Here is a 24,541-nt window from a genome sequence, read left to right as displayed (position 1 = left end):
GACGACCGGTGTCGATTCCACTCGGAGCGCCCCTGGATGCGGAACAGATCACTACCGTTGGCAGCAGTTCCGCGGATCGTGTTCTCGGCGGTCCGTTCGGTGTCCAGGGGGTGAACGATGGCTGCTGCTGACGATGCGGCATCTGGCGGCACGATGCCGGTACAGCAGCTTCGGGCGGGAGACCACGCCTTTGTCAGCTACGAAGACGATGACGCGGGCCGGGACGTGGTGACCACGTTCGCGTGGACGGGGCTCGCCAAGCGCGAGAAGGTGATGGTCTTCGCCGCCCCGCAACTCGCCCTCGGTGAGGTGTGGAACCGGCTGGAGGTTCCCGGCCCGCTGCTGGGCGCCGCCCGGGAGCGCGGTCAGCTGGTGGTCAGCAGCATGCGCGCGCTGATCCACCCCGCCCCGCACTTCACCCCCGAGCGGCAGTGGCAGCGCATCGAGGAAGAGACCGACCGCGCGTTAGAGGAGGGGTTCCGCGGCCTGCGGACCTATATCGACATGCACTGGGTGGGCGATCTGAACGCCGACGTCGCGGTGATGATGCACCGCGAGTCCCACGCCCAGCACCTGTTCACCGACCGCCCGTACACCGAGATCTGCGCCTACGACAGCCGGTGGTTCACCCCCGAGGTCCTGAAAGCCATGCACAGGGCGCATCCGTGCCGGTTGCTGTCCCGCCTCGGAGCGCTGCACGCGGAGCATGCGGACGGCACCGTGCGGCTGGCCGGAGAGGCGGACGTCGCCACGCGCGAGGAGTTCGTCGCCGCCGTACGCGAAGGGCTGGCACGCACTTCGGACAGCGGGCGGCTGGCGGTGGACATGTCCCAGCTCGTCTTCCTCAGCGCGGCCTGTGCCGTGGACCTGCTGCGGCTGGTGGCGTCCTCCTCGCACGACGGGGTCCAGGTCCGCTGCCATCCGGCCGGTGCCCGCATACTGCGCCGGGCCGGCGCCGAGAACCTGCCCAGCCTGGTGCTCAGCGAGGTGAGCCGCTGATGACGTCGCCCGGCCCCCGCGACCTGCCCGCCTCTCCCCTGCTGGAATCCCCCCTCACCCTGGACGACCTGCCCCGGCTGCGCATGCTCATCGACCGGCACGCCGACCGCGAGGGGCTGCCCGAACCCCGGCGCGGCGACTTCATCGTGGCCATCGACGCCGTGGCCACCGACGCCATCGCCCACGCGGACGGCGGTGGCACGCTGGTCCTGCGGCGGGCCAACGGCCACCTGGAGTGCCGTATCCACGACTCCGGGCCGGAGTTCCCCGTGGGCGTCGTACCCGGCTCGGCCGCCGGGACCGGCGAGCACGCCGCGGGGAGCGGCCTGTGGCTCGCCGGCCGCATCACCGACCGTCTCACGGTCTGCGCAGGCACCGTCGGAGCCGTGGTCACCCTCGCCATGCGGCTGCCCCACCACTCTTCTCGTCCTCCTCGATGAGCATTTCGGGACGCCCGGTGACGAGGAGCCACGCGGGCAGCGCCGCGACGCAGAGCATCGGCAGCAGGTCGAGGTCCATGAGGACGACGGCGGCCGTGAACAGGCTGAGCCAGCCCTGCCGGGTGGTCGCGAGCAGGAGGCCGAGCACGGCGCAGGTGATGGCGAGCGAGGCGGGCACCGAGTCGACGAGCGCGTGCGCGAGCATGCCGAGTGTGACGCCCACGAAGACCGTGGGGAAGATCCGCCCGCCCCGGAAGCCGCAGGACGCGGCGACGACCAGCGCGGCCAGCTTCACCACGGCCAGGAGCAGGAGGTTCGCCGCGCTGTGGGCGCCGGATTCCGCGGTCAGCTCCTTCACCTCGGCCAGCCCCTTGAAGAGGGTGAGCGGGCCGCCGAGCACGCCGAGCGCGCCGAGGACCAGCCCGCCGACGGTGAGCCTGAGCACGGGATGGCCCAGCTGCCGGAACGCGCGGTGGAACAGCGGGAAGGCGTAGACGGCGAGCAGCCCGACGAGCGCGGCGCACGAGCTGATCACCATGGCGGAGACGACGTCGATCAGACGCGCCCCCGGGTAGGGAGCGACGTCGACCTGGAACGCCGGGTGCGCGACGAGCACCGTGGTCAGGGCCCCCGCGCCAGCCGCGACCAGCGGCGCGAAAAGCCTGTCCCACAACGGCCGCGGATCGGCCGCGGCACCGATCTCGGAGAGGATCAGGGCCGCCGCGACGGGCGTGCCGAACAGCGCGCCGACGGTCCCGGCGGCGGCCAGGGAGACCCAGGCGACACCGGGGGTGCGCGGCATGACCTTCATGCCGAGCGCGTACGCGAGGGCGATGTTGATCGCGGTGATCGGGTTCTCCGGGCCGAGACTGACACCGCCCGCGAGCCCGATGATCACGGCGAGCGCGATGCCGGGCAGGACCCGCGGCGGCAGCGGCGGATCGATGAGGCCCGTCGTCGCCGGATCGGGCCCGGCGTGCCCCGGCACCTTCCACACCACGAGCCCGACGACGAACCCGACCACGGTGAGCATGCCGAGGATCCAGGCCGCCGAGGTCCCAGAGACCCCGAACGCGTCCGGCAGCCTCTCCCACAGGACGTCCTGGAGCCGGTCCGACACCTCGCTCAGCGCGAGGAGCAGCAGGCTCGATCCGACGCCGACGAGCAGCGCGGGGACGATCATCGGGGCGAGCCCGCGGGCCTGCGGCGGCAGGATCATGGCTTCTCCGGTCACCACGCCTCCGACTCCGGGGCCGGGCCGCCGCCCGGGGCCGCGGCCTTCCCCGCCTTGGCCCGTACCCGCAGTGCGAGCAGCGGGAAGACGAGGACCGAGACCATGGCGGCGCCCACCAGGGCCGCCGCCTCCCCCTTCGCCAGCGCTCCCTCGTCGAGACCGATGGTGGTGATGGCGACGACGAGCGGCAGACAGGTCGACGAGTACAGGGTCAGAGCCCGGCGGTCGGCACGGTCCAGATCGCGCGGCGCCAGTACGTACACCGGGAGTCCTCGTACGACGAGAAACAGGAGCAGGAAGACCGGGAGCAGCAGCAGGGACCGGCCGCCGTCGAGCAGTGAGGCGAGGTCGAAGTCGATGCCGGTGACGATGAAGAACAGCGGGACGAGGAAGCCGAAGCCCATCGCCTCCACCTTGCCGAGGACCTCCTCGCCGCTCTCGGGGGCCGCTCCTTGGAAGACGAGCCTGGTCAGGAGCCCTGCCGCGAAGGCGCCGAGCAGCACGTCGAGGCCGAACGCGTACGACAGGGCGAGCATCGCGACGAGCAGCAGCATCACGAAGCGGACGGCGAACTGACCACTGGTGTGCAGCGTCGTACGGATGATCCGGGCGAACCACGGCGGGTGCGGGCGCAGCGCCCAGTGGACCGCCGCCGCGGTGATGACCGCGAAGGCGGCGAGCACCACGGTGGCCGCCCCCGGCTTGCGGCCGCTCAGCAGCACCGCCATGGCGATGATCGGCGCGAACTCGCCGACCGCGCCGAAGGCCATCATCACGGTGCCGAAGCGGCCGCGCAGGTCGCCGCTGTCGCGCAGGATCGGCAGGACGGTGCCGAGGGCGGTGCTGGTGAGCGCGGTGCCGATGACCACGCTCCGGGAGAGGTCCATGCCCGTCAGGGCCAGTGCGATGCCGAGGCCCAGGACGAGGGAGACGAGCCAGGCCCGGACGGAGCGGCGCAGGGTGTCACCGCGGATGGCCGCGAACTCGATCTCGTACCCGGCCAGGAAGATGAGCATGGACAGGCCCAGCTCCGAGAGCGTGTCGATGACCTCGTCGTGGCGCGCCCAGCCGAGCACGTCGGGACCGATGAGGATGCCGAGCACGATCTCGAAGATGACCAGGGGGACGCGCACCCGGCGGGCGGCGCCGTGCGCCAGCAGGGGCGCGAGCACGGCGACCGCCATGATCAGGATGAGGGTTCCCGGATGTGTCACGGCAGGGCGACGACGAGGTGTGTACGGGGGCGCATGGTCCGAGCGTCGGGGCAGCGGAGCCATACCGCATGCGGGGGCGGCCCGAGCGGGCGATCCGCGCGGGTGGTCAGAGCTGCTGAGCCGGCCAGTCCAGGAGCCGTGCGCCGATGATCGCGGTCTGCAGGGTGTACCGGTGTACGGGGTCGGCGGGATCGGCTCCGGTGAGCTTGTGGATGCGGTCCAGGCGGTAGGTGAAGGCGCGCACGCTGAGGGCGAGGCGGCGGGCGGCCTCGGCGCTGACGCAGCCGGAGTCGAAGTAGGCGGCGAGGGTGTCGAGGAGGGGCTGGGGGCCGCCGCGGGCCTTCTGCAGCGGTCCCAGGGTGTTGACGACCAGGTCGGCCATGGCCTGCCGGTCGCGGGTGAGAACCGGGTAGACCAGCAGGTCCGCGGCGCGCAGGACCGGGTCGCCGACGCCGAGCCGTTCGGCCAGTTCCAGTGCGTTGAGGGCTTCCTCGTACGACTGGACCACGCCGCCGGGTCCGGGCTGCGGGCGGCCGATGCCGACCTGGCCGCCGTCGGTGGCGGCGTAGGCCTGCTTGGCGAAGAAGGTGAGCACTTCGTCCTGGTCGGCGGGGGCGACACAGACGAGGCGGCCGTCCTTGGTGGTGAGCAGGATGTGACGGTCTCCGAAACGGCTGACCAGGGCGCGTTCCACGGCGCGCGGCGTCGGGTCGCCCTCCTCGTACGCGGCCGCGCCACGGGCCACCGCCACGGCGTGGGCGTAGGAGAGCCGCAGGCCGTAGCGTTCGGCGCGTTCCGCGAGCTTGCCCATGTCGCTGCGCCCGTACAGCAGGTCGTCGATGAATTCGCGGCGGGCCGCCTCCTCCTGCCGCACGGCGGCCCGCTGAGCCCGCTCGTACCCTTCGGCGAACGCGTCGAGACCTTGGGCGACGGCCGCCAGGACGCTCTCCGGCGAGGCGCCGGTGGGCCAGTTCGTGCGGGCCGCGGCCAGGTGGGCCGCCATCAGGGTGCGCATCCCGAGGCCGGCCTCGGCCGCCTGCTCGCCCAGGGAGCGCCGGGAGTCCAGCTCGTCGCGGGTCAGCCGGCGGCCGGTGGCGGAGGCGTCGGCGATGAGACGTGCGTAGCCGTCCAGGTAGGAGGCCACTGCGTCGTCGGTCATGATCGCCCCCGGTGTCGTGATGTCGTGCTGACGCCTTTCTAGCGCAGCGTCGACGGGGGCGTGCCAGCGGGTATGGCGAAATTGCGGCATGAGCGGTGGGTTTGTCCGAGCGGTCGGGTCGGCGGCCATCCTGGCGCGCCGCCGTCGCCCGGAGTACTGCCCTGTCCCGGCAGTCCTCGGCCGTCGGAGATGCCGGTCACCGGCATCGCGACGAATTCGCCGCCTATATCCCTTTTAGCTGTTACATCGCTTATGGGTCGGCTTGATGTGAGGTGCGTAACTTCGTGGATGTCGCCGCAACGGGGCGGCCGCTCCACGAGAAACCGAGACCGACGAGACCGACGAGACCGAGAACCGAGATCCGAGATCCCGAAGGGCCCTCTTTCCCATGCGTATGACCCCTCGCGCCCTGCGCACCAGCATCATCACCGCCACGGCCGCCACGGCCATCACCCTCGGCGCCGCCTCCGGCGCCCTCGCGGCCACCCAGCACGCGCCGGACACCGCCACGGTGACGGCTGCCGCCCACGCCAAGACCAAGGGCAAGACGAAGCGCGTCCACGTGAAGACCGTGAAGCTCGCCTCGAAGGGGCACACGGCCAAGGTGTACAAGCTGGGCAAGAACAAGTACCAGGCCGACATCCTCTTCCACGGCAAGAAGATCAGCGGCCTCAACGCGTTCGGCAGGACCGCCCTGGCCAACCTGAACGGTCTGCACGTCAAGCTCACCGCTCGCGGAGCCGTCTCCTCCTGGGTGGACCGCGTCAAGCCCGCCCCCAAGCCCAAGCCGAAGCCCAAGCCGGCCAAGCGCGAGCTGGTCCGCGTCGACACCCTGGTGGACGGTTCCAAGGCCAAGGTCTACAAGCTCTCCGCCAACCACTGGCAGGCCGACATATACGGCGGCAAGGCGGCCCTCGGCACGCTCGACGCCAACGGCCGCGCCGCCGCGGGCGAGAACAACGGGGTGCACGTCGTGCTCTCCCCCGACGGCAGGCTCAGCTCCTGGGCCGACGGGGCCAAGGAAGACCCCACCCCCAAGCCGGATCCGACCCCCGCCCCGGACCCGACGCCCACGCCGGACCCCGACCCGGAGCCCACCCCGGCCCCGGACCCGCTCCCCGACGGTGACCGGACGCCCACCCCCGACGCCGTCCCGGACGGCACGCCCAAGCCCACCGACAAGACCGCCAAGCCGAAGCCCGACGCGGCCAAGCCCGACGAGGTCAGGCCCGTCCCCACGCCGGTCGCCCCGAGCACGGACCCGGGCAAGTTCGAGCCGGTCCCCGCCGCCTGAGTCGCGCCCGTACCGGGTGCCGCTCGACTCACCACCCGGTACGGGCCCGGCCCGGGCCCCGCCCACCCACTCCTACTCCAGCGCATGAGGCGTCGGACGCCCATTTGGACCCGTGTCCTGGGGACGAGCCGATCGTTGATCTTGCCGGGCGTCGGCCGAGTGTGCTGCTCCGGCCATGCGACATGTCGCGTTGCGGTCCGCTGGACGCCCACGGGCCGCATCGAACCTTTAAAGGAGAAATCAGATGAAGAAGACGATGAGTGTGGTGCTGGGCACCGGTGCCCTCGTGCTGGGCAGCGCCGGTCTGGCGAGCGCCGACGCGGGCGCGCAGGGTGCGGCCCAGAACTCGCCGGGCGTGATCTCGGGCAACGCCATTCAGGTCCCGGTCCACATCCCGGTCAACCTGTGCGGCAACACCGTTGACATCATCGGCCTGCTCAACCCGGCCTTCGGCAACACCTGCGTCAACGACTGATCTCGCGCAGCACACCGTAGGGAGCCGCACGGCTCACCGCGGTCCGAGCGAGCGTGCCGCCGACCTTCCCTTGCGGTGGCACGCTCGCTTTCTGCTTTCTGCTTTCTGCTTTCCGCCGGCGCCGGCTCTCTCTTGCTGCGTTCATGGACGAGGTGCTGCTCGGACTCCCCGCGCGGGACCGGAAGCCGGATCGGACTCGGAACCCGCACGGTGCCTGATGTTGACGGCCGCCGCCTTGGCCAGCGCCACGGGGTTCAGGAACCGCATCGGGCCTATCAGACGCGATGCGAACAGGTGCATGTGCCGCGCCATCGACGCGTCGCGCGCCGCCGCCGCGAACATCAGACGCTCCACGGGGTTGAACGGGCGGGCCTTGGCGAAGTCGGCGGCCAGAAACTGGTGACCGCTCAGTCGGCGGCGGTGTTTGCGGGCGTATGCCGCGAGTGATGTGTCGAGGTCGCCCCGACCGATCACGGCCGGCGTGACCGCGTCCGCCAGCCATTGCGCGGACTGCAGGGCCCAGCCGCAGCCCACCCCCCACAACGGGTCGCCGGTGAGGGCGGCGTCGCCGATGAACGCGACGCCCGGCGCGGCCGGCTTGCGGCTGTGCAGGGGGTAGTCGATGGTGCCGATGATCTTCGTGACGCGTTCGCCGGAGTCGATGGGCGGCGCCTCGGGCAGGGCGCGGACGACCGCGAGGAAGCTGCCCTCCAGGTCTTTCCGGAAGGCCGGCAGCCGTTCCTTGTCCGGGAGCACGGCGATGACCGTCACCCCGTCGTCGTTCGGGAACGCGTATGCCATGTCGGGTTCGCCGAACCAGACGTGGCTGACGTCGCCGGGCAGCGGAACGTCGCGGTAGTGCGCGAAGTAGCCGAAGCGCGTGTTCTCGTACCGCCGCGCGGGCACTTCGGCGTACTTCGCCACGGCGGAGTCCTTGCCGTCGGCGCCGACCACCAGGCGGGCCCGGATGTCGCGCTCCCCCTGTGCCGTCGACACGCGCACGCCCGACGTGCGGCCGGATTCCCGGAGCACTCCGCTCACGTGGTGCCCGAGGAGCAGATCGACGCCGGGAGTCTCCGCCGCACGCGACCTGATCAACGGGTCGAGGACGCTCCGCCGAATGTTGTACGCGTACGGCAGCTCGGGTCCCGTCGGCGCCGCCCTCGGCTCGATCCATCCCCAACGGGTGTGCCAGCGCCCCTCGTTGCGGACGGCTCCCGCTTTCTCCAGGGCGGGGATGAGGCCGAGTTCGGCCAGCACCGGGTAGGCGCTGGCCGTGAGGGAGTGCGTACAGAGCACTTTGTACGCCGCGGGATCCGAGCGGCGTTCCAGCAGCGCGACGCGGGCGCCGCGCCGCGCGAGCAGGATCGCCGCGGCGCTGCCGGCGAGACCGGCTCCGCTGATGACGACGTCGTACTCGTATCCCGTGCCCTGATGTCCCGTGCTCTCAGGCTTGGTCATGCGCCGATCGATCCCCTCGAAGTGCGGATGCCGTCGGTTACATGGTGCAGCGCCACAGCTGTCAGGGGTCCGGCCGGTCGTCGTCAGGCGCGGCAGCGCAGCATTTCCAGCGGGGGGTTGGCGTGGAAATCCGCCCAATGGTCCGCACCGAACTCGCGTACGCCGGCGTCGGAGACCGTCAGCGGGACCCAGGTCAACTCGGTGAAGCCGGCCGCCCGCAGGCACTTCTCGTACACCTCGCGGCGCGGGAGGTTGGCGACGAACGAGACCGGTGGTGCGAGCAGCGCCGTGATCCGCACCTGTGGTCCCGTCTCGGCCCGCGCGCCTGTCAGCTCGCTGCGGAAGCCGTACTTGTCCGGGGCCGGGCCGTCGAAGCGGAAGTCGGGCGACTGGTTGAGCACGAAGAGCTCGCCGCCGGGCTCGAGGCTCCGGTGCACGTTGCGGCACATCCGCTCCGTGGTGGCGATGTCCGGCGCGTAGCTGAGCAGCTGGACGGCCAGCGCGACGTCGAACTGCCGCTCCAAGGGCCGCAGTTCTGCCACGTCGCCCACTTCATAGCGCAGGCCCAGCGGGTCGCGCTCCTCCAACCCCCGTGCCACTGCGACCATTTCACCGGAGATGTCGACTCCGAGCACGTCCGTGGCGCCGCGCCGCTTGAACTCCCTGCTGTAGAAACCCGTGCCGCAGGCCAGGTCGAGGACCGACCTGCCGCGCACGTCCCCCACCATGGCCAGGAAACTCGGCACCACGGCGTACTGCTCCAGCGGCAGCGCCTTGAAGCCCTCGTACGCCTCACCGATCTCGTCATACTGCTGCGTGCTCATGGTGCCGGTCCTCCCCTGTGCTGACCCTGGTTCTCTCGTCCGTCGCGGCAGTCTCCCCGCGCCCCGGCAGACCGTCGTACTCACAGAAGCCACAAAGATCAGGGCCTCCCCCTGGCCTCATGAACGACTGAACGTCGTCGGCCGAAGCTTCACGGGCTCCGGGTGGTCCCACCGCCGGCCGCATGAGCAGCGAGGTTTCCTGCGTACGCAACGGCATTCACTGCGTCGTCGGTACCACTGGCTGGACGGACGAGCGGCTGAACACATTGCGGGGCTGGCTCGTCGGCTCCCAGGCGCACCTGGAGTACGGGACCGACGGCCGGGAGATCCTGCGCGGTTTCACGCGGTTCTACACATAAGCAGACGCGCCCACACATAAGCACACACGCTGTTATCCGACTGGATTTCTATTAATCCCAACGAGTGGCTCGAATTCAGATTGTCGGTGGCGGCCCACAAGAATGACGGACCTCACGGCTGTTGGAGGTCTCGTGTCCCGCTCCGCCTCGCCCCCCACGAACATGACCACCCTGGGGTGCGCCCTCTTCGCGACCCGTTGGCTCCAAGCACCCCTGTACTTCGGCCTGGTGGCCGCGCAGGGCGTGTACGTCTACAAGTTCTTCAACGAGTTGTGGCACCTCATCCACCACGTCATCACGGGGCACGCGGACGAGACGCACGTCATGCTCGCCGTCCTCAAGCTCGTCGATGTGGTGATGATCGCCAATCTGCTGATCATGGTGATCGTCGGGGGGTACGAGACCTTCGTCTCGCGGATCGGCCTGCAGGGCCACCGGGACCAGCCCGAGTGGCTGTCGCACGTCAACTCCAACGTGCTGAAGGTGAAGCTGGCCACCGCCATCGTCGGCATCTCGTCGGTGCATCTGCTCCAGATGTTCGTCGACGTGCACCACACGCCCCGGCACGACCTCCTGTGGGGCACGGTCATCCATATGGCGTTCATCGCCTCCGCGGCCATCCTCGCCTACATGTCCGGGCCGATGGCGGCGCACGAGGCCAGGGCGCGCACCGTGAAGGAGGACGCGCACACCGTGGCCATCCCCGCACAGCGGGACGGGGGCGGGATGGCCGAGGAGGGCGGGGAGGCGGCGGAGCCGGGGGCCGGTGCCGAGGAGCGCATCGAGGCCGCCGGGTTCCCCGCCAGGAAGGTCCTCGAGATGTTCGACGAGGGGCAGTTGCGGGCGCCCGAGCCGCATGTGATCACCCGGCTGGGAAAGGTCGACTTCGTCACCCGCAAGGCGAACGTGGTGCTGCTCGGCGGTCCCGGCACGGGCAAGACGCACCTCGCGGTCGCCCTGGGGGTGCGGGCCTGCCAGGCCGGCCACCAGGTGCTGTTCGCGACCGCCGCCGAGTGGGGCGCGCGGCTCGCCGACGCCAAGGCCGCGGGGCGGCTGGGCAAGGAGCTGGCCCGGCTCGACGCGTACCCGGTGCTCGTCGTGGACGAGGTCGGCTACGTGCCCTTCGATCCGCAGGTCGCCCACCTCCTCTTCCAGCTCGTCTCGCACCGCTACGAGCGGGCTTCGCTGATCGTCACCAGCAACCGGCCGCTGGGCCGCTGGGACGAGGTGTTCGGCGACAGCGCGACGGCGTCCGCGACGGTGGACCGGCTGGCCCACCACGCGGAGGTCATCACCCTCGACGCCGACAGCTACCGCACGCGCCGCCTGGAGGGCGCGCCGGTCGCCGGCTGGTAGGGATCCGGGCCGGCGACGTTTTCCAGCCGAAACCGGCGATCCTGACCGCCGTCCATTGACCATCAATTCAGGTCAAGATCGCGGCGCATAGCGCCGGCCGAATTGAGTCCTGCGCGACAAAGCCCCGGTCAGACCCTGTGTGCGCGGCCGCTGGAGCGCACGATGACGGCCGGGTGCCCGGAGGTTTCTCGCCGGTCCGTGGCAGCCACCCCAAACCTTGAGCACAAATTCCACACATCCCCTCTCCATAGCGGCCCCGATGGTCTAGATTGACCGTGCTTCAGCTGTTCGGGCGTGAAGCAACCAGTAACGATCTTTGGGTTCAGCGCTACAAACAGCCGGTTATCGCGTCCCCGCGCCAGTCGTGGGGTGATCAATTCTTGCGGCCCCGAGCGGGCCTCGGGTGCGGGGAGCATTCGAGGTCCGAAGCCGGGTTGCCCAAGTGACGCCGAATCACCGGCTGTCGTACGCGGGGGGCGGGGGCCTCCCGGGGAAAGAACGGCGCGGCGCGGGAGGCGGAGCCTCCCGGGGGGAGAGGGGCAGGGTCGGGCGATCACGCCTGGCCTCTGGTGACCTGGGGGGTTTTGTGCGGCAGGGGGGATTAGTGAGCCCGTTTCCGTCGGCGCGCGAGCGTCTGGCGAACGGGGAGATCAGCCGGCCCGCGATCGACTGGGAACAGCGGTACCGACGTACCGTGATCACCAGCGATACCGTGGCCACCGCTTTCGTGGTGGCCTCCATCGGTATATTCTTCGGGGCCCGCGACGCGGCCAACTGGCATGAGAAGTGGGGAATTCTCGCTTTCGGCACCGAGTTGCTGGTGCTGGGATCACTCGCGGTGAGCCGGGCGTGGGCACCGGCCGTTCTCGGCCAGGGAGCGGAGGAATTCCGCCGACTCGGACGCTCACTGTTCGCGGCGGTCGTCGTACTCGCGCTCGGCGGGATAGCCCTCACGTCACGCAACATCAAACTCTGGATTTTCGTCGCGATTCCCGCGATCGCGCTTATCACCATGACCGCGCGGTATCTGCTGCGCCTTCGGCTGCACAGACAGCGGAAGGAAGGGCGGTGCCTGAGACCGGTGCTCGCGGCCGGCAGCCCGGCCACCGTGCGCGACCTGATCACCCGGGCCCGCAAACTCCCGCACCTCGGCTGGCGGGTGGACGCGGTGTGCACGACGGACACTCTCGGGCTGGACGACGGTGAGCTGGGCGACCATCTGGACGGAGTGCCGGTCATCGGCCGGCTGGCGGACGTAGCAAGCCACGTCCGCCGCGACGGCTACCGTGTCGTCGCGGTCACCCCGGACCCTCACTGGTCGCCGGACCGGCTGCAGCGGCTGGCCTGGAACCTGGAGGGCAGCGACGCCGAGATGGTCGTGGCCCCGGTGCTGATGGAGGTGGCGGGACCGCGGCTGCACGTCGACGCGGTCCTCGGGATCCCGCTGCTGCGGGTCAGCATGCCGACCTTCACCGGCGGCCGCAGGGCGGTCAAGGAGGTCGTCGACCGGCTGGGCGCGGCGATCCTGTTGCTGCTGTTCACGCCGCTGATGGTGACCGTGGCGCTGCTCGTGCTGGCGGACAGCCGGGGCGGGGTGTTCTACCGGCAGCGCAGGGTCGGCAAGGACGGCCGCGAGTTCACCATCTTCAAGTTCCGCACGATGGTGGTCGGAGCCGACCGGGCGCGGGCCGCGCTCGCCGACCGCAACGAGGGCGCGGGGCTGCTGTTCAAGCTCCGGCAGGATCCGCGGGTGACCCGGGTGGGCGCGGTGCTGCGCCGGTACTCGATCGACGAGCTCCCGCAGCTCCTCAACGTGCTCACCGGCTCGATGTCGCTCGTCGGCCCGCGGCCCCCGCTGCCGGAGGAGTCCGCGGCGTACGGCCCGGACATCCGGCGGCGGCTGCTCGTCAAGCCGGGGCTCACCGGCCTGTGGCAGATCAGCGGACGCAGTGACCTGCCGTGGGAGGAGGCGGTCCGCCTCGACCTGCGGTACGTGGAGGACTGGTCGCTCGCCCTGGACACGATGATCTTGTGGAAGACGCTGCGCGCGGTGCTCTCCGGGCACGGGGCTTACTGATGGGGAGGGACGGATCATGAGGGTCAGCGTTTTCGGACTCGGCTATGTGGGCTGCGTTTCGGCCGCGTGCCTGGCGAGCATGGGCCACGAGGTCATCGGGGTGGACGTCAACCAGGTGAAGGTCGACCTGGTCAACGACGGCAAGGCGCCGGTGGTCGAGGAGCGGATCGGCGAACTCGTCGCCGGGGTCGTGCGGACCGGGGCGTTACGCGCCACCGCCGACGTCCGTGAGGCGATCATGGGCAGCGAGGTGTCGCTGGTCTGTGTGGGTACGCCGTCGGAGCCCAACGGCAGTCTGTGCACCACGTACCTGGAGCGGGTCACCGAGCAGATCGGCGCCGCGGTGGCCGAGCGGGGCGGGCGGCAGACCGTCGTGTTCCGCAGCACCATGCTGCCGGGCACCTGCCTGAACCTGCTGGTGCCGATCCTGGAGAAGTACGTCGGAGGCACCGCCGGGGTGGACTTCGGGGTCGCGGTCAACCCGGAGTTCCTGCGCGAGGGCACGAGCGTGCGGGACTTCTTCGACCCGCCCAAGACCGTCATCGGCGAGCTCGACGCGGCGAGCGGTGACGCGGTGCTCGCGCTGTACGAAGCCCTGCCCGGCGAGGTGTTCCGGGTGCCGGTCCCGACGGCCGAGGCGATCAAGTACGCGGACAACGCGTTCCACGGCCTCAAGATCGGCTTCGCGAACGAGCTGGGCGCGGTGTGCCAGGCGCTCGGGGTGGACTCGCACCAGGTGATGGACGTGTTCCTGGCCGACCGCAAGCTGAACATCAGCTCCGCCTACCTGCGGCCCGGCTTCGCCTTCGGCGGCTCCTGCCTGCCCAAGGACCTGCGCAGCCTGGTCCACGCGGCGCAGCGCGCCGACGTCTCGGTACCCATCCTGTCCCATGTGCTGCCCTCCAACTCCGCGCATCTGCAGCGCGCGGTGGAGCTGGTCGAGCGCACCGGCAAGCGCCGGGTGGGCCTGTTGGGGCTGTCCTTCAAGCCGGGCACCGACGACCTCCGCGAGAGCCCGCTCGTCGAGCTGGCGGAGAGACTCTTCGGCAAGGGGTACGACCTGCGGATCCACGACGCCAACGTGAGCCTCTCGCGGCTGCTCGGCGCGAACCGCGAGTACATCGAGACCCGGCTGCCGCACCTCGCGCAGCTGCTCGCGACCTCCGTCGAAGAGGTGCTCGAGCACGCCGAGGTGTGCCTGGTGGGCACCAGGGACCCGGCCGTCCTCGCGGCCCTGCCGCACGGCGACGAAGGACCGGTGCTGATCGATCTCGTCCATCTTCCCGACGCCGACGCGCGTCGTACCGAACCGGGGTATGTAGGTCTTGCTTGGTGACACATCGTTCGATGACATGACCGGCGGCGTCCGGCCCGCCGGGCGCGCCCTGATCCTGGTGGAGAACCTGTCGGTGCCGTTCGACCGGCGGGTGTGGCAGGAGTGCACGACACTGCGCGACGCGGGCTGGCAGGTGGACGTCATCTGCCCCCGGGGAGAGAAGCGGGACACGGAGGCGGAGGCGGAGATCGACGGGGTGCGGATCCACCGCTACCCGTTGCGCGCGGCCACCGGCGGCCCTGCCGGCTATCTGCGGGAGTACGGAACGGCGCTGTGGCACACGGCCCGGCTCGCCCGCAAGGTCGGCCCGGTCCACGTGGTCCACGCCTGCAACCCGCCCGACCTGCTGTTCCTGCCCGCGATGTGGCTGAAGCGGCGCGGCGCGCGGTTCGTCTTCGACCAGCACGACCTGGTGCCCGAGCTGTACCTCTCCCGGTTCGACCGCGGGGAGGACCTGCTCTACCGCGGGGTGCGCGCGCTGGAACGGATGACGTACCGGGCCGCGGACATCGTGCTCGCCACGAACGAGAGCTACCGGGACGTCGCGGTGCGCCGCGGCGGCCGGCGGCCCGAGGACGTGTTCGTGGTGCGCAGCGCGCCCGCGGTCGACCGGTTCCAGCCGGTTCCGCCGGAACCGGAGTTGAAGCGCGGCAAGCCCCATCTGCTGTGCTACCTCGGCGTCATGGGGCCGCAGGACGGCGTCGACTACGCCCTGCGGGCCCTCGCGAAGTTGCGCGACGAGCTCGGCAGGACCGACTGGCACGCGGTGTTCGTCGGCGCCGGCGACGCCTTCGACGCGATGGTGGAACTGTCCCGGCGGCTCGGGCTCGAGGAGCAGGTGCAGTTCACCGGGCGCATCCCGGATGCCGACCTGGTGCGCTACCTGTCCACCGCGGACGTGTGCCTCTCCCCCGACCCGCGCAATCCGCTCAACGACGTGTCGACCATGAACAAGGTCCTGGAGTACATGGCGATGGGCCGGCCCATCGTCTCGTTCGACCTCCGGGAGGCGCGCGTCTCCGCCGGTGACGCCGCCGTCTACGCGGCCGCCAACGACGAGGCCGAATTCGCCGGGCTGATCGCGCTGTTGCTCGACGACCCGGAGAAGCGGGCCCGGATGGGCAAGATCGGCCAGGAGCGGATCGGCGGGGAGCTTTCCTGGCGGAACTCCCAGCGGTCGCTGCTCGCCGCGTACACCGCTGCCTGCCGTGGCCGCACTCCGGCGCCGGCGAGCGGTCCGGCCCGGACGGGGAAGAGGCCGCGCAGTTGAGCGACGACACGATACGCCTGGCCACGATCGGGCGGATCCTCCGCCGACGGTGGCGGCTGCTTGCCGTCCTCGCCGTGCTGGGCGCCCTCGTCGGCTACGGCACCTCCGTGCTGTTCCCGCCGCGGTACACGGCATCGGCATCGGTGCTGCTGCCGGGGCAGTGGGAGGAGCGCGAGCTGCTGACCCAGGTCGACATCGCGACCAGTTCGGCGGTGGTCGACCGCGCGGCCGCCGCACTCGACTGGCGGGACACCGGCGGCGACGAGCTGCTGGACCGCGTGAGCGCCAAGGCCGCCGACGGCAACATCATCAAGATCTCGGGAACGGCCGAGACCCCGGAGCGCGCGCAGCGGCTCTCCGACCGGGTGGCCAAGGAGTTCGTCACCTTCGCCGCACGGATAACGGGCGGCGGCACCGACCCCGAAGCGGCCACGGGACCCGAGGAGCTGCGGAAGAAGATGCGGGAGACCGACCGCCGCATCACCGAGCTCGCGAAGGCGGCCGATCCGGGGCGGACCGTGGAGAGCGTGCAGGCCCGCACCTCGCTGGAGAAGCTGCGGACCCAGCTGGAGGAGGCCATGAAGAAGCTGGACGAGGCCAACCCGGCGTCCGACAAGGCAGGCATGGTCGTCATGGGACCGGCGGCCCGGCCGACCGGCGAGGCGCCTCCGACGAGGACGCAGCTCGTCGCCGCCGGCGCGCTCCTCTTCCTCCTGCTCGCGGTCATCGGCCATCTCGTGGCCGCGCGGGCGAACCGCCGGCTGCGCGCCGAACCGGAGATCGCCGCGGCGCTGGGCTCCGCGCTCATCGGCACCGTCGACGTACCCGACGAACGGCGCGCGCACCGGCCGGCGGGGCAGGGCCCGCGCGCCCGCGCCCGCCGGTTCCTCGGCCTCGACACCCCGTGGGACGTACCGGCCCCGCAGCGGTCCGGCGACGAGGCGGGCAGACGCATCCGCTACCGGCGGGTGTGCGCCCGCCTCCGGACCCAGCTGCCTGCCCCCCGGCGGCTGCTCGTCGTCGTACCGGACGGCGACGCGCTCGCCCGCCGGGCCGCCGGGCAGCTCGCCACCGAGGCCAAGAGCGATCCGCTGCTGCGGGTGGTGGATGTCTCCGTGGACCGGCCGATGGTGCCGGACCGCGACACCGAGGCCGGTGCCCTGGTCGTGCTCAGCGCGGGCAGCCGGACCGCGGAGGAGCTCGCCGGGATCGCCCAGGCGTGTGCGGACGGCAGGCACGAGGTCGTGGGCATCGTCGTCGCCGAGCCGGTCCGGACCCGTCCGGCACGGTCCGCCGACCATCCTCCGGAGAACGCCACGCCGGCGCTCGCGGCGCGCGGCCACGCGACGGGAGGTTCCGTATGACGACGAGTACGGCTTCGGAGTCGTCGGCGGCCGTTCCGCTGCTGAACCTGCACGCGCTGGTGGTGGCGGTGCGCAGGCGCCGCCGCCTCTGGTGCTCCATGGCGCTGCTGGGACTGCTGATAGGCGTGGCGGTGGCGGTGCTGATGCCGCCACCGCCGACCGCGGTGACCAAGGTCCTGGTCGCACACAAGGAGGACCAGCCCAACGACACCGGAACGCTGATCCGCACCGACGTCGAGCTGCTGAAGACCACGCGGATCGCAGGACAGGCCCTCAAGTCCCTCGACTCGCCGGAGAAACCGGCGGACTTCATCCAGGACTACCGGGGCACCGGCCTCACCAACAACCTGATGCAGATCGATGTGACGGGTGACAGCGACGCGGACGCGGTGGCCCGGGCCCGGGCGCTGGCCGACGCGTTCGTCGCGGACCACGTGCGGCGCATGCGGGAGACCGCGAAGGCCGAGGCCAAGGCGCTGCTCGACCAGCGTGACCGCATGCGGGACGAGCTCACCGAGGTCAACGAGGCGATCGGGGACCGGTCGCCGGAGACCGACCCGGAGGCGTCGGCGAGCATCGAGTCGCTCTTCGCCCGCCGGGCCGAACTCAACTCGCGGATCGCCGATTTCGACGAGCGCGCCGCGGAGGCGCGCACCGGCACGCCGAAGCTCATCACCGGCACGCAGATCGTGGACGCCCCGCGCGCGGTGGAGCACTCCCTGCCCAGGGCCGCCGTCACCAACGCCGGCATCGGACTCGTCCTCGGGCTCGTCCTCGGCCTCGCGCTGGCCGCGGTCGGCTCGGTGGTGGCGGACCGCCCCGTGCTGCGCCGGGAGATCGCCGCGAACCTGGGCGCCTCGGTCATCGCGGAGCTGTGCCGGACACCCCGGCCGGCCCGCCTGTGGCAGCGCCGCAGGACCCGCGCGGCAGCCGAACGGCTCACCACGACCGTGGCGCGCACCGTGCGCGGCGCCGCGGAACCGGTGTCGCTCCTCGAACTGGGCTGCGCCCGGACCACCGGTGCCATCGCCAGGGACGTCGCGAGGGCACTGGCGGCGGAAGGGCCCGTGGTCATCGTCGACGGGCTGCCCGGCCAGGAGCTCGCCAACGGCCGCCCGCAGCCGGGAGACCCGAGCGTGGTCAGCGGCGACGGTGCCGCGACCGTGCCGCGCGGTACGCGGCGGCTCGGCGTCGGCTCGGTCGCGCCCGGCACGGCGTGGACCGACCTCCAGTACCTCGGCGGCCAGACCGTGCTCGTGGTGCGGGCCGGGCACGGCAGCGCCGCGTGGCTGCACACCGTGGCACGGCAGCTCGCGGACCAGCGCATCCCGGTGATCGGTGTGGTGCTGGTCGACCCCGATCCGCGTGACCGGACCGACGGCACGCTGTGGGACGGGCTGCACACCGCGCTGCGCGGCCACTACGAGCGGCTGGCCCGGCAGAACGACGCGGGCACCTCCCACGCCGCTGAGGCAGTGGGGGAAAACCGGCCTCGGACGGAGCGGCCCTCGATGCCGGCCGCGCGGGTCCCGTACAGCGACCAGGAGGCACGGTAGAACATGTGTGGCATCGCAGGCACTTACCGGTGGCCGGACGGGAAAGCCGTGACCGACCGGCTCACCGATGTCCTCGCCCACCGCGGCCCGGACGGAGCGGGCCGCTACAGCCACCCCCTCGGCGAGGGCGAGGTGCACCTCGGGCACCGCCGGCTGTCCATCATCGACCTGTCCGAGACCGGCGCCCAGCCGATGGTCTCGGGCGGCCTCTCCCTGACGTACAACGGCGAGCTGTACAACGCGCCCGAACTCCGTGCCGAGCTGGCGGCCGCCGGGGCGCGCTTCCGCGGTACCTCCGACACCGAGGTGCTCCTCGAGGCCTGGCGGCGCTGGGGCACGGACTGCCTGCCCCGGCTGCGCGGCATGTTCGCGTTCGGGATCTTCGACGAGCGGACGGGTGAACTGGTGCTCGCCCGCGACCAGTTGGGCATCAAGCCGCTGTTTCTGCTGCGGCGCGGCGAGGGGCTGATGTTCGCCTCCGAACTCAAGGCGCTCGCCGCCGTGACCGGCGGTTCGCTCGAAGTCGACCATGCGGCGCTGGTGGCCTCGCTGCTCTACTACTGGGTGCCGGACTCGCGTTGCGCGTTCCGTGAGGCGGAGAAGCTGCCGCCGGGGAGCTGGCTGCGGTGCCGGCCCGACGGCCGGATCGAGCGCGGCCGGTACTGGAACCTCAAGGACGTCGCCGGTGAGGCGCAGGAGCGGGCCCGCGCCGGTGAGCGGCCGGACCTGGCCGCCATCGTGGAGGACTCGAACCGGCGGCACCTGCTCTCCGACGTACCGGTGGCGACCTTCCTCTCCGGCGGTCTCGACTCCAGCTATCTGACCGCGCTGGCCGCCCGCGACCAGCCGGGGATCTCCGCGTACACGATCGGGTTCCGCGCCGCGGACGCCAAGTTCGAGGCGATGCCGGACGACCTGCGCTACGCCCGGCAGGTGGCCGAGCGGTTCGGTGTCGACCTGCACGAGATCGAGATCGCCCCGAACGTGCTCGACCTGCTGCCGCAGATGACGTACCACTTGGACGAGCCGATCGGTGATCCCGCCGCGATCAACACGTTCCTGATCTGCTCGGCCGCCCGGGAGGCCGGGGTGAAGGTGATGCTCTCGGGGATGGGCGCCGACGAGCTCTTCGCCGGGTACCGCAAGCACCTCGCCAACCTGCTCGCGCTGCGCTACCAGCGCGTTCCGGGGCCGCTGCGGCGCGGCCTGTCCGCGACGGTGAACCGGCTGCCGGTCGCCACCGCCCGCCGGGGATACCGGTCGGTGCGGTTCGCCAAGCGGTTCCTGTCCTTCGCCGAGCTGCCGGAGGAGACCGCGTTCCGGCGCAGCTACACCATGTACGACCAGGACGAGCTGCTCGCCCTGATCGATCCGGACCTGGCCGGGACGGTCGACGACGTACTGACCGAGCACGCGGACATCTACCAGGACAACGACCTCGACGACTTCGTCAACCGCATGTGCCTGGGCGACGCCCGGATGTTCCTGCCGGGCCTGAACCTCGCCTACACGGACCGGTCGAGCATGGCCGCGTCGACCGAGGTGCGGGTGCCGTATGTGGACGTCGAGGTGGTCAAGGCGGCGTTCACCGTGCCCGGCAACCGCAAGATCGCCGGACGGCAGGGCAAGGCGGTCCTCAAGGAGGCGGCGTCGTCGATCCTGCCGCGGGAGATCGTGTACCGGCCCAAGGGCCTGTTCAGCGCCCCGCTGCGGGCCTGGATGAGCCGGGATCTGGCACCGCTGGTGCGCGAGGTGATCAACGACGGCGTGCTCGTCAACTCCGGGATCCTGCGCCGCGACGCGCTGGCGCGCATGGTCGCCGAGGACGCCGCGGGGCAGCACGACTTCTCCAAGCACCTGTGGCATGTGCTGACCCTGGAGTACTGGTACCGCGGCGCCACCTCTGGCTCCGGCCAGAGCCAGGCGGCCTGAAACAAGCGTGGAAACAAGAGGAGCTCGGGTGAAACAGGTTGTGCAGAACTACAAGAGCGGCGAACTGGCGCTGCTCGACGTGCCGGTGCCCGGCTGCAAGCCGGGCGGTGTGCTGGTGCGGAGCGCCTACTCGCTCATCTCCACCGGGACCGAGCTCATGAAGGTGTCCGAGGCCGGCATGTCGATGGTGGGCAAGGCCCGCTCCCGTCCCGACCAGGTCGCCAAGGTCATGCAGAGCGTGGCGACCAACGGAGTGCCCGCCACCTACCGCAAGGTGATGGGCAAGCTCGACTCCTACACTCCCCTCGGCTACTCGCTGTGCGGGGTCGTCGAGCAGGTCGGCACCGGGATCGACGATGTGAAGGCCGGCGACCTCGTGGCCTGCGCCGGCAACGAGCACGCGCTGCACGCCGAGCTGAACTGGGTGCCGCGGAACCTCTACACCCCGGTCCCGGACGGCCTCGCGCCGCGGCACGCGGCCTTCGGCACCGTCGGCTCGATCGCGATGCAGGGCGTCCGCCAGGGCGAGCCGCAGCTCGGCGAGGTGGCCCTTGTCGTCGGCCTCGGCCTGATCGGGCAGCTGGTGGTGCAGCTCCTCGCCGCCTCGGGGGTCCGCGTCGTCGGGGCCGACCCCGACCCCGCGCGCTGTGAACTCGCCGCCCGGCTGGGCGCCACGGCCTGCGGCGATCCCGCGTCCGCGGCCGTGGAGAGCGCCGTCGCCGAGCTCACCGGCGGGCACGGCGTGGACCAGGTGTATCTGGCCGCCGGCGGAGGCAGCAATCAGCCCGTCGAGCTGGCCGCCCACTTGAGCCGGGACCGCGGCCGGGTCGTCGACATCGGCAAGTGCCGCCTGGACCTGCCGTGGAACGCGTACTACGAGAAGGAGCTCGACGTCCGGTTCTCCCGCTCGTACGGCCCCGGGCGCTACGACCCGGAGTACGAGCTGGAAGGGCGCGACTACCCGATCGGCTATGTGCGCTGGACCGAGCGCCGCAACCTGGCGTGCTTCCTCGACCTCACCGCCCGCGGCCGCGTCGACGTGGAGCCGTTGATCTCCCACATGGCCGACTTCGACGACGCCGTGGAGACGTACCAGCGCCTGAAGGACGGCGACTTGAAGGCGGTGGCCGTGCTGTTCCGCTACCCCGAGCAGGCGGGGGTGACGGGGGAAGCGGAGGCGGCCCCCGTGATCGCCGTGCCCGCCGTGCCCGCGGTGGACGTGCGGCGGAGTCCGGCCAGGGCCGCCAGGGGGCCGGTGCGCCTCGCGTTCGTCGGCGCGGGGAACTACGCGACGTCGATGCTGCTGCCGCACCTGGCACAGCGTGACGGCGTCGAGCTGTCCACGGTCGTCACCACGACGGCGCTGTCCGCGGCCAACGCCAAGCGGAAGTTCGGTTTCGCCGAGGCGACCACCGATCTCGACGCCGTACTCGGCGACGAGGCCGTCGACGCGGTGTTCGTGGTCACCCGGCACAGCTCGCACGCCGAACTGACCCGCAGAGCGCTGCTCGCCGGCAAGGCGGTGTTCGTGGAGAAGCCGCTGGCCCTCACCGAGGACGAGCTGGCCGGGGTGCTCGCGGCGGTGGAGGAGTCCGGCAACGACCGGCTCCAGGTGGGCTTCAACCGCCGGTTCTCGCCGCTCCTCCAGGAGGCGCGGAAGCGGTTCGGCGCCCGGACCGGCCCCGCGAGCCTGCGCTACCTGGTCAACGCGGGCCGGCTGCAGCACGGCAGCTGGTACCTCCAGCAGGGCTCCGAGGGCTCGCGGTTCGCCGGCGAGGGCGGGCACTTCATCGACACGGCGAGCTGGCTGCTCGGGGCCGACCCGGTCTCCGTGTACGCGACCGCCGCGCCCGGCAACGAGGACCTCCAGGTCGTCCTGCGCTACCCGGACGGGTCCACCGCCACCATCAGCTACGTCACCACCGGCCCGGCCGGCCTGCCCAAGGAGACGCTGGACCTGATCGCGGACGGCAGGGCGCTGCGGCTCGACGACTTCGTCCGTGCCTCGGTCTACGGCCGGAAGCGGTGGGTGAGTTCGCGGCTTCCCAAAGCCCGGGACAAGGGCCAGAACGCCGAACTGGCCGCGTTCGTCAAGGCGGTGCGGACCGGCGGACCGATGCCGGTGCCGCTGGAGTCCCTCGTCGCCACCACGGCGGCCACCCTCGCCGTGCGGGCCGCACTGGCCGGCGGTGCGCCGGTGACGTTGGCGAGTCCGCGATGACGACGGGTTCGACGAGTGCGGGCTGGTACCTGCGGCGGCTGTCCCGGATGGGGCCGCGGGAGGTCGGCGGCCGGGTGGGCGACGCGGTGCGCAGGCGGCGGTGGCGCTCCGCGCGGCCGGAGTGCCCGAGCGTGACCGGCGCCCGGTTCACCGCGGTACTGCCCGCCGGGGCGCTCGCCGCCGTGCCGTCGGACGCCGCGAAACGCCTGGTGGCCGAGGCGGACCGGCTGATGGCCGGGCACGCCGAGTTCTTCGGCGTGGACCGCGACGACCTGGCCGACCCGGACTGGTGGTACGACCCAAAGACCGGGCGCCGGGCTCCGTGGGGCTACGCCTTCGGCCTGCCCTACCGGGACGAGGACGCCGTCGGGGACATCAAGCAGATCTGGGAGCTGTCCCGGCACCAGTACCTCACCGTGCTCGCCGCCGCCTACGCGCTCACCGGGAACGAGCGGTACGCCGAGCGCGTGGCGGAGCACCTGCGCTCGTGGTGGGCGGCCAACGCGCCGCTGCACGGGGTGCACTGGATCAGCGGCATCGAGCTGGGGATCCGGCTGCTCTCCTGGGTGTGGATCCGCCGACTGCTCGACGGCTGGCAGGGGGCGGCCGGTCTCTTCGAGGACAACCCGGTGGCGGTGCACCAGATCTGGCACCACCAGCGCTGGCTGGCCGCCTTCCCCAGCCGGGGCTCGTCGGCGAACAACCACATCGTCGCCGAGGCCGCCGGGCAGGCCGCCGCTGCCTGCGCGTTCGGCTGGTTCCCGTCCTCCGCGCGCTGGCGGGACGACGCGCTGCGCTCGCTGGAGCGGCACCTGAAGAGCAACACCTTCCCCTCGGGCCTCAACCGCGAACTGGCCTCCGAGTACCACGGTCTCGTCCTCGAGCTCGGCCTGGTCGCGGTGGCCGAGGCGGATGCCGCCGGCGTCGCGGTTCCGCCAACCATCCGCCTCGTGCTGCTGCGCATGACCGACGCGCTCGCGGCCGTCGTGGACAACCGGCTGCGGCCGCCGCGCCAGGGCGACGCGGACGACGGGCACGGTCTGATCGTGGACGGCGCGGGCACCGACCGGTGGGCGTCGCTCCTCGCCACCGGGGACGCCGTGTTCGGCCGGCTCCCCTGGTGGCCGGCGGTGACCGGCACGGATGTGCGCACCCCGCTGCTCGCCGCGCTCCTGCGGCCGTACGGGAAGGCCGGAACGGCACCGGCCGTGTCCCGTCCGGCGAGCAGGCCCTCGCACTTCGCCGACGCGGGTCTGACGATCCTGCGCGGTCCGGAGGAGATCTGGTGCCGGTGCGACGGCGGCCCGCACGGCTTCCTGTCCATCGCCGCACACGCCCACGCCGACGCGCTGTCCGTGGAGGTCCGGCACGACGGGGTCGACGTGCTCGCCGACCCGGGGACGTACTGCTACCACGGGCAGCCGGAGTGGCGGCGGTACTTCCGCTCCACCCTCGGCCACAACACCCTGGAGCTGGACGGCGCCGACCAGTCCGTCTCCGGCGGCCCGTTCCTGTGGACCCGGCACGCCCGCAGCCGCGTCCTGGCCGCGGACACGCCCGGTGACGGTGTGGCCCGCTGGTGCGCCGAGCACGACGGATACCAGCGCACCGTGCACCGCCGCCGGGTCGAACTGGACGCTGCCAGCCAGGAGTTGCGCGTGGTCGACGAGGTGCGCGGCCCGCGCCGGGCGGCGCGTCTGGCGTTCCACCTCGGTCCTTCGGTCACCGCGGAGCTGGTGGCGAACCGGGCGGTGCTCACCTGGACCCGGGACGACGAGGACCGCTCCGCGGTACTCGAACTGCCCGGCCGGCTGAGCTGGCGGGCACATCGCGGCGAGACCGGCCCGCCCCTTGGCTGGTACTCCGCCGGCTTCGGGCGCAAGGAACCCGCCACCACGCTGGTCGGCACCGGATTCGCCGACGGCACGGAGGACTTCACCACCGTACTCAGGTTCCGTGGCTAGGGAGGA

The 24,541-nt window shown here is 71.6% G+C and carries 18 protein-coding genes and 1 pseudogene; 14 read left to right on the top strand and 5 right to left on the bottom strand.

Annotated elements, in window-relative coordinates:
- The first annotated feature begins 117 nt into the window (after positions 1-117).
- Together ACI2L3_RS10985 and ACI2L3_RS10980 are read left to right on the top strand one after the other, a co-directional pair.
- Positions 118-999 (top strand): MEDS domain-containing protein, encoded by an 882-nt coding sequence (locus ACI2L3_RS10985; protein ID WP_404752034.1) that lies wholly within the window; start codon positions 118-120, stop codon positions 997-999.
- On the top strand, positions 999-1,439 hold the full coding sequence (locus ACI2L3_RS10980) for an ATP-binding protein (RefSeq protein ID WP_404752033.1): 441 nt from the start codon (positions 999-1,001) through the stop codon (positions 1,437-1,439). Before ACI2L3_RS10985 ends, ACI2L3_RS10980 begins: the two co-directional genes overlap by 1 nt.
- Here ACI2L3_RS10980 and ACI2L3_RS10975 read toward each other — a convergent pair.
- The 3 genes from ACI2L3_RS10975 to ACI2L3_RS10965 form a co-directional block, all read right to left on the bottom strand.
- The gene (locus tag ACI2L3_RS10975) at positions 1,390-2,658 is read right to left on the bottom strand and encodes an ion channel protein (protein ID WP_404752492.1); all 1,269 of its coding nucleotides are present in this window, start codon (positions 2,656-2,658) and stop codon (positions 1,390-1,392) included. The genes ACI2L3_RS10980 and ACI2L3_RS10975 overlap by 50 nt on opposite strands.
- 11 nt (positions 2,659-2,669) lie before the next feature.
- Positions 2,670-3,887, bottom strand: coding sequence for a cation:proton antiporter (locus ACI2L3_RS10970; RefSeq protein ID WP_404752032.1), 1,218 nt, complete (start codon positions 3,885-3,887; stop codon positions 2,670-2,672).
- 106 nt (positions 3,888-3,993) lie between these two features.
- Positions 3,994-5,046 (bottom strand): PucR family transcriptional regulator, encoded by a 1,053-nt coding sequence (locus tag ACI2L3_RS10965; protein ID WP_404752031.1) that lies wholly within the window; start codon positions 5,044-5,046, stop codon positions 3,994-3,996.
- A 388-nt stretch (positions 5,047-5,434) separates the two neighbouring features.
- On the opposite strand from ACI2L3_RS10965, the gene ACI2L3_RS10960 reads away from it, so the two are divergent.
- Both ACI2L3_RS10960 and ACI2L3_RS10955 read left to right on the top strand, forming a co-directional pair.
- Positions 5,435-6,340, top strand: coding sequence for a hypothetical protein (locus ACI2L3_RS10960; RefSeq protein ID WP_404752030.1), 906 nt, complete (start codon positions 5,435-5,437; stop codon positions 6,338-6,340).
- A gap of 244 nt (positions 6,341-6,584) precedes the next feature.
- On the top strand, positions 6,585-6,815 hold the full coding sequence (locus ACI2L3_RS10955) for a chaplin (RefSeq protein WP_404752029.1): 231 nt from the start codon (positions 6,585-6,587) through the stop codon (positions 6,813-6,815).
- A 141-nt stretch (positions 6,816-6,956) separates the two neighbouring features.
- Here the strand turns inward: ACI2L3_RS10955 and ACI2L3_RS10950 are convergent, their stop codons facing one another.
- Both ACI2L3_RS10950 and ACI2L3_RS10945 read right to left on the bottom strand, forming a co-directional pair.
- Positions 6,957-8,276, bottom strand: coding sequence for an NAD(P)/FAD-dependent oxidoreductase (locus ACI2L3_RS10950; RefSeq protein ID WP_404752028.1), 1,320 nt, complete (start codon positions 8,274-8,276; stop codon positions 6,957-6,959).
- A gap of 83 nt (positions 8,277-8,359) precedes the next feature.
- A complete protein-coding gene (locus tag ACI2L3_RS10945; RefSeq protein ID WP_404752027.1) occupies positions 8,360-9,100 on the bottom strand; it encodes a class I SAM-dependent methyltransferase in 741 nt (246 codons plus the stop codon).
- Positions 9,101-9,300: 200 nt separating this feature from the next.
- Here ACI2L3_RS10945 and ACI2L3_RS10940 point away from each other — a divergent pair.
- From ACI2L3_RS10940 to ACI2L3_RS10895, 10 genes and pseudogenes are all read left to right on the top strand, one after another.
- Positions 9,301-9,390 (top strand): annotated as a pseudogene (locus ACI2L3_RS10940) (4-hydroxy-tetrahydrodipicolinate reductase); the annotation flags it as partial.
- A gap of 231 nt (positions 9,391-9,621) precedes the next feature.
- The gene (gene istB, locus ACI2L3_RS10935) at positions 9,622-10,815 is read left to right on the top strand and encodes an IS21-like element helper ATPase IstB (protein WP_404752491.1); all 1,194 of its coding nucleotides are present in this window, start codon (positions 9,622-9,624) and stop codon (positions 10,813-10,815) included.
- 586 nt (positions 10,816-11,401) lie between these two features.
- Positions 11,402-12,892, top strand: coding sequence for a sugar transferase (locus ACI2L3_RS10930; protein ID WP_404752026.1), 1,491 nt, complete (start codon positions 11,402-11,404; stop codon positions 12,890-12,892).
- Between the two features lie 16 nt (positions 12,893-12,908).
- A complete protein-coding gene (locus tag ACI2L3_RS10925) occupies positions 12,909-14,228 on the top strand; it encodes a nucleotide sugar dehydrogenase (protein WP_404752025.1) in 1,320 nt (439 codons plus the stop codon).
- Positions 14,218-15,498 carry a glycosyltransferase family 4 protein gene (locus ACI2L3_RS10920; protein WP_404752024.1) on the top strand — a complete coding sequence of 427 codons (1,281 nt, stop codon included), beginning with the start codon at positions 14,218-14,220 and terminating at the stop codon, positions 15,496-15,498. The genes ACI2L3_RS10925 and ACI2L3_RS10920 overlap by 11 nt, the downstream gene beginning before the upstream one ends.
- Positions 15,495-16,862 (top strand): Wzz/FepE/Etk N-terminal domain-containing protein, encoded by a 1,368-nt coding sequence (locus ACI2L3_RS10915; protein WP_404752023.1) that lies wholly within the window; start codon positions 15,495-15,497, stop codon positions 16,860-16,862. The genes ACI2L3_RS10920 and ACI2L3_RS10915 overlap by 4 nt, the downstream gene beginning before the upstream one ends.
- Positions 16,859-18,418: a Wzz/FepE/Etk N-terminal domain-containing protein gene (locus ACI2L3_RS10910; protein ID WP_404752022.1), complete on the top strand. Its 1,560-nt coding sequence runs from the start codon at positions 16,859-16,861 to the stop codon at positions 18,416-18,418. The genes ACI2L3_RS10915 and ACI2L3_RS10910 overlap by 4 nt, the downstream gene beginning before the upstream one ends.
- Before the next feature lie 3 nt (positions 18,419-18,421).
- Positions 18,422-20,350, top strand: coding sequence for an asparagine synthase (glutamine-hydrolyzing) (gene asnB, locus ACI2L3_RS10905; RefSeq protein WP_404752021.1), 1,929 nt, complete (start codon positions 18,422-18,424; stop codon positions 20,348-20,350).
- Positions 20,351-20,378: 28 nt separating this feature from the next.
- Entirely contained in the window at positions 20,379-22,571 is a 2,193-nt protein-coding gene (locus ACI2L3_RS10900; protein WP_404752020.1) for a bi-domain-containing oxidoreductase, read from the top strand.
- Positions 22,568-24,535, top strand: a complete 1,968-nt coding sequence (locus ACI2L3_RS10895; RefSeq protein ID WP_404752019.1) for an alginate lyase family protein — start codon at positions 22,568-22,570, stop codon at positions 24,533-24,535. Before ACI2L3_RS10900 ends, ACI2L3_RS10895 begins: the two co-directional genes overlap by 4 nt.
- Positions 24,536-24,541: the final 6 nt, after the last annotated feature.

The organism is Streptomyces sp. NPDC029674 (genome assembly GCF_044903205.1).
In the GTDB taxonomy this organism is placed as follows: Bacteria; Actinomycetota; Actinomycetes; order Streptomycetales; family Streptomycetaceae; genus Streptomyces.
This window is presented reverse-complemented; position numbering and strand designations above follow the sequence as displayed.